We start from the raw sequence: 13674 nt of genomic DNA on the forward strand, positions 1-13674 counted from the left end.
CTCGGCGCCTTTGTCGGCGATCCTCTGGCGAGAACAAAGCTGTCGGAGATCAGCGTTGCCTGCATTGAGCGGCCGATGAAGGCACTATGCGCATCTCGCTGCGAGATGCAGCCGATATAAAAACAGCATTTGACGCTAGCCGCCAGGAAAGGGGATTGTCACCCCGCATGAGCCGGCGAAGCTTTTGTTCAATTTCGAACATGGACGCGATCGCGCGTTTTGCGCAACCAAACCACGACACACTGATTGAGGTGAGATATGGCGACGACACGCTCCGCAATTCCTCTGACTGGTGTACCGTTTCCGATATCAGAGTATGAGCGCCGGCAAAACAATGTGCTGGATGCGGTTGCTACGGCAGGCTTGGACGCAATCGTAGTAACGGCGCACGGCCACTTGAAGTATCTCAGCGGCTACGATGGGAGCGGTGGATATTTCGCGCCTTTCCCTCTTATTCTGATGCCGGGTCGGGTCCCGATATTTGTTGTCCGAGAATATGACGAGCAGGCAGTACGTTCATATAGCTGCATCGAGGAAATTGAAACCTATACACATCAGCCTGATTTTGGCAGGGTCTGCGCCGATGTATTGCGTCGACTCGGACTGGACAATAAGCGAGTCGGTTTCGAGCTTGGCTGCTGGAATCTCGCGCCCGCCGACGTGCGCGCAGTCCAAGACCAGCTCCCGGATCTGAAGATTACTGACGTCACCCGACTGGTCTCGTCAGTGTCAGCAGTGAAAGGAGAACTTGAGTTGGCGTGTATGCGCGATGCTGTTCGACTCACTGACGTGGCAATTCGAACCTTTCAGCAATCGCTTCGTCCCGGCATTACGGAGATCGAAATGGCAGCGGCCCTAGCTGCGGCGGTAACAAACGACCCCAGCAACGCCGCTGGGGATATCGGGCTTGCGCCGGGTACCATTTTGTTTGGAGAGCGAGTGAAGTTGCCCCATGCGCCAGCGACCCATCATCCTCTCAGCAACAACGAACCTGCCTTTCTGGAGATAGGGGCTTCGAAACACGGGTATACAGTGGGAATGGTTCGATGCGCAGTCCTTGGCAAACATCCCGAAACCGAATCTTTGCACGGCTTGGCTGAAGAGGTCATTGCGGCCCTTGTCTCCTCGATTCGACCAGGTGCTACGCCGGCGGACGTTCACGCTGCTGGGGGCGAGGTGTTGAAGCGATCTGGACGCAAGGGCGTCTTCCGCCAACGAACAGGATACCAAACTGGCATCAATTGGACTGAGCGCGGCGACCTAAGCCTGGAGCCCGATGTAAATGAACCACTCCGAGCTGGCATGACCCTGCACATGCCAAACATTTTGTGCAGCGAAAGTGGCTACCTATTTGGTGCCGGCGCACACGTGCTCGTGACAGAGCGCGGCGCGGAACTCCTGAGCGAAATCCCGCCAACACTTTATCGGGCGTGATGCTAGGCGGCGTGGACAAATTTGAGCCAGTATCTGGCGGTGGCTAGGTAGACCATTCCGAGGAAGCTATTGGCCAATTGATCGTAGCGGGTGGCAATGGCCCGGTTGATTTTGAGGTGGCCGAACATGCGCTCGATTCGGTTCCGCTGCTTGTAGAGCGCCCGGTCATACTCGATCTTCACGCGGCGGTTTGATCGGCCGGGTATGACGGGTTTAATCTTCCGCTCGGCGAGATCGGCGCGAATGGTATCGGCATCGTAGCCCTTGTCCGCAAGGAAGGCGTCCGGTGCACGAGTCCCCCTTTTCCGCCCGCTGCCGAGACATGGGCGCGAACTGTGGTGCTGTCGATGCTGTAGTGGCCGCTGTCCGCCATGACCTCGGCGAGCATTACCGCCACGGTCTCCCAGACCCCGGCCTCGCTCCAGCGTCGGAACCGACGATAGATGGTGTTCCAACTGCCGTATTTGGGCGGGACATCCCGCCATGGAGCGCCGCAGCGGAGCCGCCAGAGAATGCCGTTGATGATCGAACGATTCTGCTTGGGAGGTCTACCTCGGCCGCGTTTGTCAGGGTCGATGGGCAGCAAGCCCTTGAGAACACGCCATTCTGCTTCGGTGAGATCGCCCCTGCTCAAACCTGCCTCCAAAAAGCAGCCTTGAATCAATCCTCTTGGGCTACGTCAATCGCATCGACGTCCGAAATTCCGTAAGGCGGATATACTATTCCGCCAAGGTGATGGACAGTTCGAGAGGGCTGTCGCTATCCGCGAAAAATCGGCTGCCATCCTCAAACTCGATCACCACCTCTCCATCGCGGTGGCGCATGACACGGCGAACAACCTTGCCAATCAGCATCGACGTAGCTCGTTCGCTCTCTTCTTCCAGTGTCATTCCCAATGCTAACAACCCGATCGCAGGAAAGCGACCCTGCTAACATCGAATTTGTCCACGCCGCCTAGGGTCTGCGGTTTGCGGATTGAGTGGCAAAGCGCATGCAGTCCTGGAAAGTAGGTCGTGGGAGGGGGAGGAGTGTCGCGATGGTGACAGCTCTTCCTACTCAGACCTTTGCCATTGGCCGTTGCCAGCAGAGCCAGAGTTTATGATTGCCAGCACTTCGCAGCTGGTCCTCTAAGGCCGAAGCTTATCCATTTGAGGGCAAACGGCTTGTTATCGGGTCGCAGTCGCCGGCGCCAACACCGAGGCCTGAACGCGGGGCTATCTCGGTTCTAGATGGTTACGATATCCAAACTGCATTTGACGAAAACACCGGTGGCATCGATCATTAATTACGCACCGGCGCCTGATCCAAATTACTCAAATGCGGGAACGTGCCTATGGTTGGCGTTGACAGGTTCAAGGAGATCGAGATCGAAGCGATGACTTGGCGCCGGTACCTGCACGAGAATCCGGAGCTTGACTATCGGGTGAATGACACAGCGGCATTTGTGGCGGAAAAGCTGGCTTCCTTCGGGATTAACCACATCGAGTGCAGGATAGCTGAAACCGGCGTGGTTGCGTTGATCCAAGGTCAACTCGGAGATGGGCCCACTATCGGGTTGCGGGCCGACATGGACGCTCTGCCTATACTCGAAGCTTCAGGCAAACCTTGGACGTCGAAAAGGTCCGGACAGATGCACGCGTGTGGTCACGACGGGCATACTGCAATGCTCCTTGGCGCCGCGAAATACCTCGCCGCGACCCGGAACTTCAAAGGGTCCGTTGCCCTGATCTTCCAACCTGCCGAGGAAGATGGCCGCGGCGGCCAAAGAATGGTCCAGGAGGGGATCATGGACCGTTTCGGGATATCTCAGGTCTTTGGCATGCACAATTGGCCAGGCATGGAGGTTGGTGCGTTCGGCATTTGCGAAGGTTCGATTTTTGCCGCGCTCGACGAGTTCGATATTGTGGTCAAAGGCAGAGGGGGTCACGCGGCCGCTCCCCATCTGACAATTGACCCCGTCGTTGTTGCAGCTCAGATCATTTTAGGCTTGCAGACACTAGTCTCACGCAACACGGACCCCACCGAGTCCCTGGTGATCTCCGTCACAAAGCTGAACGCCGGACAAGCTTACAACATCATTCCCGAACGCGCGGAGATTGCCGGAACAGTCAGGACACTGTCACCGATTTTGCGCGACTTCGCTGAAAAACAGATTGAGGCGTGCGCGGAAAATATTGCACGCGCTTCCGGGGCGAAGGTCGAGTTTCAGCATCGCCGCCTGGAGCCCCTCACTGTCAATCATCCCGATCAAACGCGTCGGGCAACAGAGGTGGCGCGTGCTCTGGTCGGCCATTCATCGGTGAACCCCAAAGTCAAACCTAGTTTGGGGTCAGAGGACTTCGCGTACATGCTAGAGGCGCGGCCGGGGGCATGTATACTGCTTGGAAATGGATCGACTGCTGCTCTCCATAATCCAACCTACGACTTTAACGATGAAGCACTGCCATACGGCATTGGATACTGGGTCAACTTGGCCGAGGCTGCTCTAGCACCATGACATTGTCCAAGCAAAACAACCTTGGCTAATCAAGGCTGAGATCACAAGAAGAGGGTAACGACATGAAATACGAAATAAATCGCCGACGATTGCTGCAGGCGACATCGACCGCCATGGCGGCTGGCGCTCTGTCTTCAATTGCGGGCCGCGTTGCGGCCCAAACACCCAACCAGATCAACGTAGTGCTAGGCGGCGGCGATTGGGGAAAGGCTAACATTGAGGCTTACGCTAAGCCATTTGAAGCTGAGACCGGTATCAAGGTCAACCCAATCACCGACGACATGGGTATGGGACAGGTCGAGTTGATGGTAAAATCGGGCAATGTCACGGTAGATGTCGGGGCGCTTACGCAAGGGTCCGGCTTGGTCGCAGCTAAGAAAGGAATTCTTGAAGAAATTGATTACTCCTTGTTCAGGAAAGAAGAGCTAGACGGAATTTATGAATTTGCCAAGCAACCGTTTGGCGTGGCAAATTTGATTTACTCATATAATATGGTATATAGCACAGACGTATTCCCAGCTGATAAACCCCGGCCGACAAACTGGGCTGAATTCTGGGATGCTGATAAGTTTCCCGGCGTTCGCACCTTGGTGTCCGGCCAGTTTGGTTCAGAAGGACCCTGGGAAGAGGCCCTGTTAGCGGACGGTGTATCTCCCGATAAGCTCTACCCGATGGATATCGACCGGGTGTTTGCCAGTTTGGACAAAATAAAGCCGCACATCCGTAAGTGGTGGAGCAGCGGATCAGAGATTCAACAGATGTTGCATGATAAGGTCGTTGACATCGCTCAATCGTATGACGGAAGAGCTCTACTGTTGATCGATCAGGGCGCCGCGACGGAGATCAATCGAAACCAGGCGAAGCTGCAGTGGGATTATTGGGTCATTCCAAAGGGTTCACCCAACGCGAAGGCTGCGCAGAAGTTTATCGAATTCGCCACTCGCGCGGAACGTCAGGCAGCATTTTGCCAATTGTTTCCTGAGGGACCAAGCAACGGCAATGCGTTCAAACTTCTTCCCGAGAAAGTTGCGCGCAAGCTCCCTACCCACCCAGATTACATCAAGAGCAGCGTTTCCATCAACGGCAAATGGTACAATGAGGTAGGCCCCAGCGGTGTTTCCAACACTGAGATGCTTATCCAGCGGTGGAATGAGTGGATCCTGCAGTAGGGTTGGTTGAAGTGCGAAAGTCCGGTCGGGGTAACTCCATACCGGGCTAAAGTCGAAACTGATGCTGAAAATGTGACGGGGAGCGGGGTAGCCCACTAGCCTCTCCGCTCACGGCATCGGGTACGACGGCAGAAGGTACGGCAAATGCCTGCTAATGCACGCCAGCGATGGTGGAGGAGCCACAGTGAACATGCACGCAATGAATACCGCCCCCCGTTCGGAAGTTGACGCTGCAGATGTGAACCAATCGGTGCCACAAATTCAGTTCAGCAGTGTTACCAAGATGTACGGGAGTGTTCCGGCGGTCAGGGATCTGTCGCTGACCGTGCGTCGCGGCGAGTTCTTGACGATTCTCGGCCCGAGCGGCTCGGGTAAGACCACTACCCTGATGCTCTTGGCCGGCTTTGAGGCCCCGAGTTCGGGTGATATTATGATCGCCGGCCATTCAGTGGCTTCGGTCCCGTCCTACCGGCGCGATCAAGGAATTGTGTTCCAGAGCTATGCGCTGTTCCCGCATCTCACAGTGGCTCGAAACCTGGAATTCCCTCTCGAAATGCGGGGCATGGCTCCCGATCAGAGGAAGGTTCGGGTAGCCCGTATGCTTGAGCGCGTGCATCTAGGGGAATTCGGCGGTCGCATGCCATCCCAATTGAGTGGCGGTCAGCAGCAGCGCGTGGCGCTAGCCCGCGCGCTGATTGCCGATCCACCCTTCCTATTACTTGATGAACCGCTTGGCGCACTCGACCGTAACCTGCGTGAGCAGATGCAGATCGAGATGAAGAGCTTGCACAAGGAGTTCGGTATCACGACGGTGTGCGTTACGCATGACCAGGAGGAGGCGCTTACTCTGTCAGACCGGATTGTTGTAATGCGCGCAGGACGTGTCGAGCAAATCGATACACCAGAGGCCCTCTATGATCGGCCATCATCGTGCTTTGTCGCTAAATTTCTGGGTGAGGCGAACATTCTCGAGGATGCCTTGTTGCTGGCCAGAGGGGGCAACGCGCCGCAAATCGGCACCGTTGCGATGATAAGGCCAGAGCGCATCAGTGTACTTCCGAAGACTGCGGAGTGGGCTCAAACGGACCAGCGGCAATATGTTGCCGGTGCGGTCGACGATATGATTTTTGCCGGCCCTCTGCGAAAATACCATGTTCGCGTTGGCAACAATGTTCTCATCGTCCGGGAACATGTCGCGGCAGACCAACCTGTTTTCCAGCCAGGCGAGGAGGTTTGCCTCACGTGGCTGCGGTCAGACATTCGCTTCGTTTCGCCATAAGCGATTGATAAGGGATATCCATGAAGCTTTTGCGCAGAATGGCCAAGGTGCCACTTGGGTTAACCGCGCCCGCGTTCGCGCTTTTGCTTGTGGTTTTCGGTGCCCCTATAACCTTGCTTTTCCTAAGCAGTGTCAATGCCCCCGATTTCTCGTTCCAATACTACGGAGCGTTTTTCGCCCAGCCAGCTAATGTGCGGGTGCTCTTTCAAACGATAGAAATAAGTCTGGTCGCAACTGCCATCTGCTTAATCGTAGGCTATCCAACCGCGTATCTGATCGTCACGGCATCCAAGACTCTGCGCATGACGCTCATCGCTCTCGTGATCATCCCCTATTTGACCAGTGGGCTGGCGCGTACCTACGCATGGATTGTTATTCTTGGGGATCGCGGGGTCATCAACAACATCTTGCTGGACGTCGGATTGATCGATCGACCTCTGCAACTCATCTATAACCGAACCGCGGTCTATATTGGCATGGTCCACATCATGCTGCCGATGATGATACTTCCCTTGGTTAGTGCGATGATGGGGATCGATCGGTCCTTGATGGCTGCTGCACGCAGTATGGGAGCGGGACCTTTCACCGCTTTCAGGCGTGTATTTCTCCCCCTTAGCATTCCAGGCGCACGGAGTGGCTCGCTCCTAGTTTTTGTGTTCTGCCTAGGATTCTATATCACGCCGGCGGCACTTGGGGGATTGCGCGATGCCATGCTTTCAACCTTCATTGCGGCCGAGGTGAATAGCTCGTTCGATATTCCGCGCATTGCCGCTGCGTCCTTCATCCTTCTCGGGTTTGCCATTGTGGTGCTTTCCATGGTCGGGCTTGACCTCTCCGGCAAACAAGAGCAAAGCCAAACTCGAGCTCCGAAGGGCTCGATGTCCCGACTACCCATTGTTCTTGTTATCAAACGAAACTTCAGCGAAATTCTGCGTCCCTATCGTGTCAAACGGTGGACGGGACGGCGCTACGTGCCTGGGGCGGAAAGGCGATGGCCTAAAGTCGTCGCGATCGTTTTTATCGTTTTGGTGATGGCCTTTCTTTTATTCCCAGGGATAATCGTTGTCATCATGTCGTTCAGTTCCGGGGCATTTTTGCAATTTCCGCCTTCGGGCCTGTCGCTTCAATGGTATCGCTCGTTTTTCGGCGATGCATCTTGGAGCGGAGCAGCTTGGACCAGCGTCGAGATTGGTGTCGAGGTAGCTGTTATTTCTACTCTATTGGGAACACTTGCTGCTTTCGGATTGAGCCGAATAAGCGCAAGACTTCGCGGCGTGCTGACAATGATCATAATCACGCCTATCACCTTTCCAGTTATCGTGGTCGGTATCGCGACTTATCTGGGTCTCATCCAGATTGGTCTAATCGGCACAAAGGGTGGTATCGCCCTCGCTCACAGTATCGGCGCTGTTGGAATTGTGGTGGTGATCGTTTCTGCGACGTTGGCCAACTTCGATCGGACGTTAGAGCAGGCGGCCAAGAGTATGCGTGCCGGACCACTGCAAACGTTTTTTCGCGTAACACTGCCGTTAATCAGGCCGGGAGTGATCGGCGGCGCCATGTTCGCATTCCTCCAGTCATTCGATGAAGCGGTCATAACGTCTTTGGTCGGCGGTCTGTCGGTGCGGACGTTGCCCTTGAAGATGCTGGAGAATATCCGCCACCAAATCGACCCGACGATTGCTGCAGTCGCTTCTCTTTTGATGCTTCTGCCTTTAATCTGGATGCTTGTCCTCTATGCCGTCTGGTGGCGTTCTCGACCGAGCATGCAGCGAACATTACAGGAAGCCGCTGCCTAACTGGCGTGGCAGATCCACTTCCTGATGATGCGTCCGACCTATTCCTACGGACTGGCGACAAGCATCTGTTCGGGGCTTCAACGGGCGGATAAAATGGCCACCTGGTCCAAAACGGAAACCAGTAAAGCTCTTGCAATTATCATCTGGCACATGCGGATCAAGGATTCGGACTATGTCTGGGATCGGCCGGCCTTGCTCGCCAGCAAGCTCAGACCTGCCGATCCTCTTGCTGCGCGCCAGGATGGAATTCGAGGTCAACGGCGCTGACCGGATCGCACAGATCCTTCGCCCGTCTGAACAACGAACAGCTAGCCAACGTCAACCGGCTGATCGCGCGATTTCTGAAATCGGCTACCCACCGCGACTTTGACCTTCCTCCTCCCTTAGTGCACCGGGATCAAGGTGACGAACCAAGGGACAGGTCAGCAGAGCGAGCCCTGGTCATCTGAAAACGCGATGGTGCCGTCTCGGACATTATATTGGCGAAGTGGTGACCGCGTGTGCATAGTTCCAGGCGAAAAAAATAGCCGTGTACAAGACCATATGCCCGGTCAAAGTCGCCAGATCACCCGCAATAGGTTAAGCAATGAACGAAGCACCACATCTTACGTTTGATCTCGATGCGCATGGCGTGAGCAGAGGACACCTCGTTGTGCCGGGAGGCGCCGACCATGAAGAGTTCTCGCTTCCGGTTTTTAGTCTTAATAAGGGCGATGGACCGCGCCTTCTTATCACCGGTGGGAATCATGGCAATGAAATGGAGGGGCCATTAGTCGCGCGGCGGCTTATCGAGTGGCTGCCACAAGCGCAAACCAGTGGTAGGATCATCGTGCTGCCAGTGCTTAATCCATTGGCAGTTCAAGCATGGAGCCGCAATACTCCGCTTGATGGTTTGAATCTGAACCGCGTGTTTCCGGGCCGTGCCGACGGGTCTGTTACGGAACGAATCGCGGATGCGGTTTCACGCGTATTGTTGCCAAATGCCGACATCGTTTTCGATCTGCACAGCTTCGGCCCAACGTGGGATTTTCCCCCGGCGGTCATCACGCATCCAATTGCTGATGCGGATCTCATGGCTAAGACGCTCGCAATGGCAGCGGCATTTAAGCTGCCCGTAACATTGCTCTGGCAACATGACGACACGGCTGGGATGTTCGACAGTTGGGCACATAGCCTAGGGAAGGTATTCGTTTGCGCGGAATTCGGCGGTGGTACGGTTAGCGCAGAAGCTCTAGCGATTTATGAAGCTGGAGTTCGCAACGCGCTCGTTATGCTTGGACTCGTCGAAGGAAAAGTCGAGGACGTGTCTTTCCGTAACAAAAGGTCCAGTCAGACCCTTGAGACGCTGATATCAGACGAGTTGAAATCGCCCGCGCAGGGTATCTTCGAACCTCGCTGCTCTGTGTTGGATGAAGTGAGGTCGGGAGATCTTATAGGTATCCTACACTCTATGGATTCTGTTTCCGCTCCGTCCATTGACATCCGAGCGCCTGGGCCATCAATCGTCCTAGCCATAGGATCGGGCGCGCATGTCGACCGCAATGAAGGGGTAGCCATCCTTGCGCGGCCGCTGCATAACTAGAGGTACAGATTAGCCGCGCCTTGGCCAGCTGTAGTAACTCCGGTATGAAGGCACTGGCCTCGACTGGAGCTTATAGGCCAGCTCCTCGGATCGATCAGCGGCTGATCCTGTCTTCCAAAATCATGCCAAAAAGATTGCTTGATCCTTGATCGCTTGGTTTATACTAACCATGGTTGAAAGTGGCGGTCCGAGATGGGAGCTGGCCGGACGGATTGATCGCCTAGCTTCTGTTATGGAAGCAGGGGCGACGATCCGGCGCACCGCGACCAAGAGGGGAGGCGGACGGTGCCGTCCCCGCTGACGCCCGTAAAACAACTTTATCGTATCTTAAAACGAGATGGGCACGTTCGGGGCTTTATATTGGCAAAACCGATTCCGAACGGGGCATAACTTAGGACAGAGCGCGCAAATCCGGCCGCAGCTCATAGCTTGGCCAAACTCGAGTATAATTCAGTGCAGATCAAAGACGTCATTCTCACGCCCGGCAACGGCGCCTTCTTTTATGACGATCAAGCTGCCATTAGGGCAGGGGTTGGCCAGGACGGTTTTGTTTACGTCGGCGAGCCATTGACGCCCGGCTTCCGTGATATCCGTGTTCCGGCAGCTTGCTTAAGCGTCGGGCTTGTCCTGGAAGACGATATGGTCGCCTGGGGCGATATGATGGGAGTGCAATACTCAGGGGCTGGCGGGCGTGACCCCCTGTTTGACGTCGGAGCCATCATGGATCTCACGTCACGTGTTGTTGTCCCGCGGCTCTTAAACATTGATGCGTCCAGCTTTTTGACAGCCTGCTCCAGTGTCTTCGATCTCCATACTGGGAAACGACTCCCACTATGCATCGAATATGGGGTCAGCCAAGCCCTTTTAAGCGCTGCTGCCCATGCTGCGCGTCGTACCATGGCGGAGGTGGTTTGTTCGGAATTTTGCCTATCCATGCCGCATCGTCGTGTCCCAATTTATTGCCAGAGCGGTGATGCGCGCGAAATCAATGTCGATAAAATGATCCTGAAGGGGGTGGATGTGATCCCGCATGGCCTCATCAACTCGCGTAGCAAATTCGGCGTTGGGGGAGAAACCTTTCTGGATTTCGTCAAATGGGTGGCGCACCGCGTCAAGCAAATCGGCCAACCAGACTATTCTCCGGTGCTGCATTTCGATGTGTACGGCTGGATCGGTATGGAGATCGGGCTCGACGTCCAGCGCATCGCCGACTTCATCAGTAAGGTTGCTGACGCGGTTCCGGAGTTCACGGTGAATATCGAATCGCCAGCCGACTTCGGGTCTACGCCGGCGCAGGTCGAAAATTACGGGCAGATCGTCGGCATTCTGAATGCGCGCGCGTCACGTGCGCGCATCGTTGTCGATGAACGCTGCAACACCTTAGAGGATGTGCGTCTGTTTGCGGAGGCTAAGGCGACCCATCTCGTGCAGATCAAGACGCCGGACGTGGGCTCGATCGCCGACAGCGCCCGTGCGGTGCTTCTGTGCAAAGAGAACAACGTGGACGCCTATGTGGGAGGCAGCTGCAGCGAGACGGATCTCTCCGCGCGAGCGACGGTTCACATTTCGGTGGCAACACAGGCGGACATGATGCTCGCGAAGCCTGGCATGGGCATCGACGAAGGTCTTTCCATTGTAGGCAACGAACAAAATCGGTTGCTCGCCATGCTTGATCGGCGTCGGGCACAAAACCTGAAAGCCGCGTAGGAAGCGCCCTGATGCTAAACAGTCTCAAGGACATCACGGTTGTGGCGGTCGAACAGGCCGTTGCAGCTCCCTACGCATCGTCTCGCCTTGCTGACGCAGGCGCCCGGGTGATCAAGGTCGAAAGGCCCGAAGGGGACTTTGCCCGAAACTACGACAAGCTGGTGCGGGGGCAGAGCGCGTACTTCGTCTGGCTCAACCGGGGTAAGGAGTCGGTCTGTCTAGACCTGAGGTTGGAGGCGGATCGCGCCGTCCTCGACACGCTCATTGCCAGTGCTGATGTCTTCATCCAGAATCTAAAGCCGGGCAGCATAGAAAAACTGGGGTTCGCGTCCGCTGATCTGCGTCGACGATATCCGCGGCTGATCACCTGCGACATTTCTGGTTTCGGGGAGTCAGGGCCGTATTCCCATTTGAAGGCCTACGATCTGATCGTCCAGGCCGAAACAGGTCTATGCGCTATCACCGGCAACCAACAGGGGCCTGCGCGTGTAGGGGTCTCGGTTTGCGATATCTCGGCGGGCATGACAGCGCACAGCGCCATTCTTCAGGCACTGTACCACCGCGAGGTCACCGGCGAAGGGACCAGCATCCAGGTGTCACTGTTTGATGCCGTCGCCGACTGGATGAACGTGCCGGTTTTGCAAAATGATTACAGCGGCTACCAGACGGTACGCGCAGGCGTGAAACACCCGTCGCTCGCGCCGTATGGTGCCTATCGCTGTGCCGACGGCAAAGAGGTCATCTTTTCGGTTCAGAATGACCGCGAATGGGTGAATTTCTGCGAGAAATTCCTGAAGCAGTCCGGGCTCACACGCGCACCTGGTTTTGCTGACAATATGGAGCGCCTCGCTCATCGTGCGCAACTTGATGAGATCATTGAACAGCGGTTTTTTGAACTATCCTGCCACGATGCGATGCAGGAGCTCGAGGCGGCCGGCCTGGCATATGGCCGACTGAACGAAGTGGTGGATGTTTCAAAGCATCCACACATTCGCAGGGTGCAGGTTGGAACACCCGATGGAGCCGTCGAGACGATAGCGCCGGCGGCGATTTTCAACTCGGAGCTCCCCTCGCTTCGCCCAGTCCCGGCTCTTGGCTCTCATACCGAGGCTGTCCGCGAGGAGGTGCGGGCGCTTTTGCGCGAAAGAGCCGCGTCAGCGTGAGCGCGCGTTTCAGTAAGGTGAGACTGCTCGCGGTTTACAAAATGCCTGTGTACCTCGGATCATTTCAGCGCACCGGCCGCCTAGAAAGCTCACTGGCAGCGCCCGCGCTAAAATCGGCCGCAAAGGCGTCTCCATGATCAAGGACACCTTTGCGGCCGTTGAAGGCGCGATGTCTGTACCGCGCTGGAGATCCCTGCTCTTCGTTCCTGTTCACGTTCCGCGCTTTGTAGAGACGGCCCATGAGCGGGGCGCAGATGGCGTCATTCTCGACCTGGAGGATTCCGTGCCCCAGGATCGGAAAGGAGAGTCACGGCAGCAGCTTCCTGAATGCGTGGCAGAGGTGGGCCGGAAAGGCGCATCTGTTTTGGTCCGCGTGAATCATGGTCTGCGCGCCTTGGCGGCCGATCTCGATGCAGCCGTGATGGCGGGTGTTGACGCACTGGTTCTTCCGAAGACGGATTCGGCAGAGTGGGTTATAGAGATCGCGAATGCGGTTTCGGAACTAGAACGTGAAAGAAATCTTCCGCAGGGAGGCATCCGGTTCCTTGCCCAGATTGAGACCCCGGGCGCCTTGCAAAGGCTTGCGGCCATTGCGTCGGCGCATCCAAGGATGGTCGCAATGGCGCTTGGCCCTGAAGACTTCAGCGCCGCTGTTGGCGGCGCCCCAGGATTCGACCTTCTTTTGACGCCGAACCTTTCTGTTCTGTTTGCCGCCCGCGCGGCCGGCTTGCTCCCGCTGGGCTTCATAGGAAGCATCGGCGAGTTCTCGGACACGCATAAACTTCGTGAGGCCGCGGTGCGGGCGCGGCGGCTTGGCTTTGCCGGAGCTTTGGCGATCCATCCGACACAGGTGGCCATATTCAATGAGGCTTTCTCGCCAAGCGCCCAGGAGCTCGAGTGGGCCCATAAAGTTGTCGCGGCGGCAAATGATGCCGCCACGCGTGGACTGTCCGCATTCTCGTTGAATGGCAAAATGATAGATCCGCCAGTGGTGCGGCGCGCCCACGAGATCCTGATTCTTGTGGGCAACAACTGACTGGCCTG

Annotated in this window: 11 protein-coding genes and 1 pseudogene; 10 read left to right on the plus strand and 2 right to left on the minus strand. The window is 56.2% G+C overall.

Annotation, left to right across the window (positions count from 1 at the left end; genetic code table 11):
• The first annotated feature begins 258 nt into the window (after window positions 1-258).
• The gene (locus tag EN925_RS00005) at window positions 259-1434 is read left to right on the plus strand and encodes a Xaa-Pro peptidase family protein (protein ID WP_063169317.1); all 1176 of its coding nucleotides are present in this window, start codon (window positions 259-261) and stop codon (window positions 1432-1434) included.
• A gap of 2 nt (window positions 1435-1436) precedes the next feature.
• Here EN925_RS00005 and EN925_RS00010 read toward each other — a convergent pair.
• Window positions 1437-2068, minus strand: a pseudogene (locus tag EN925_RS00010) (IS5 family transposase).
• An 85-nt stretch (window positions 2069-2153) separates the two neighbouring features.
• Window positions 2154-2324, minus strand: coding sequence for a hypothetical protein (locus EN925_RS39535; RefSeq protein WP_164548526.1), 171 nt, complete (start codon window positions 2322-2324; stop codon window positions 2154-2156).
• A gap of 443 nt (window positions 2325-2767) precedes the next feature.
• Between EN925_RS39535 and EN925_RS00015 the strand changes: the two genes are divergently transcribed.
• The 9 genes from EN925_RS00015 (at window position 2768) to EN925_RS00055 (ending at window position 13666) form a co-directional block, all read left to right on the plus strand.
• Window positions 2768-3931: a M20 aminoacylase family protein gene (locus EN925_RS00015; protein WP_063169316.1), complete on the plus strand. Its 1164-nt coding sequence runs from the start codon at window positions 2768-2770 to the stop codon at window positions 3929-3931.
• A 62-nt stretch (window positions 3932-3993) separates the two neighbouring features.
• Entirely contained in the window at window positions 3994-5100 is a 1107-nt protein-coding gene (locus EN925_RS00020) for an ABC transporter substrate-binding protein (RefSeq protein ID WP_063169315.1), read from the plus strand.
• Window positions 5101-5290: 190 nt separating this feature from the next.
• Window positions 5291-6379, plus strand: a complete 1089-nt coding sequence (locus EN925_RS00025; RefSeq protein ID WP_224570037.1) for an ABC transporter ATP-binding protein — start codon at window positions 5291-5293, stop codon at window positions 6377-6379.
• A 20-nt stretch (window positions 6380-6399) separates the two neighbouring features.
• On the plus strand, window positions 6400-8178 hold the full coding sequence (locus EN925_RS00030; protein WP_063169314.1) for an ABC transporter permease subunit: 1779 nt from the start codon (window positions 6400-6402) through the stop codon (window positions 8176-8178).
• A 93-nt stretch (window positions 8179-8271) separates the two neighbouring features.
• Window positions 8272-8445 carry a hypothetical protein gene (locus tag EN925_RS00035; protein ID WP_164548525.1) on the plus strand — a complete coding sequence of 58 codons (174 nt, stop codon included), beginning with the start codon at window positions 8272-8274 and terminating at the stop codon, window positions 8443-8445.
• A 319-nt stretch (window positions 8446-8764) separates the two neighbouring features.
• A complete protein-coding gene (locus tag EN925_RS00040; protein ID WP_063169313.1) occupies window positions 8765-9760 on the plus strand; it encodes a succinylglutamate desuccinylase/aspartoacylase family protein in 996 nt (331 codons plus the stop codon).
• 453 nt (window positions 9761-10213) lie between these two features.
• On the plus strand, window positions 10214-11467 hold the full coding sequence (locus EN925_RS00045; protein WP_063170371.1) for a methylaspartate ammonia-lyase: 1254 nt from the start codon (window positions 10214-10216) through the stop codon (window positions 11465-11467).
• An 11-nt stretch (window positions 11468-11478) separates the two neighbouring features.
• Complete coding sequence (locus EN925_RS00050) at window positions 11479-12630, plus strand: CaiB/BaiF CoA-transferase family protein (protein WP_063169312.1); 1152 nt, start codon at window positions 11479-11481, stop codon at window positions 12628-12630.
• Between the two features lie 133 nt (window positions 12631-12763).
• Window positions 12764-13666: a CoA ester lyase gene (locus EN925_RS00055; RefSeq protein ID WP_210326668.1), complete on the plus strand. Its 903-nt coding sequence runs from the start codon at window positions 12764-12766 to the stop codon at window positions 13664-13666.
• Window positions 13667-13674 lie beyond the last annotated feature (8 nt).

The sequence above is a fragment of the Mesorhizobium sp. M7A.F.Ca.US.006.04.2.1 genome (assembly GCF_004022915.1).
In the GTDB taxonomy this organism is placed as follows: domain Bacteria; phylum Pseudomonadota; class Alphaproteobacteria; order Rhizobiales; family Rhizobiaceae; genus Mesorhizobium; species Mesorhizobium ciceri.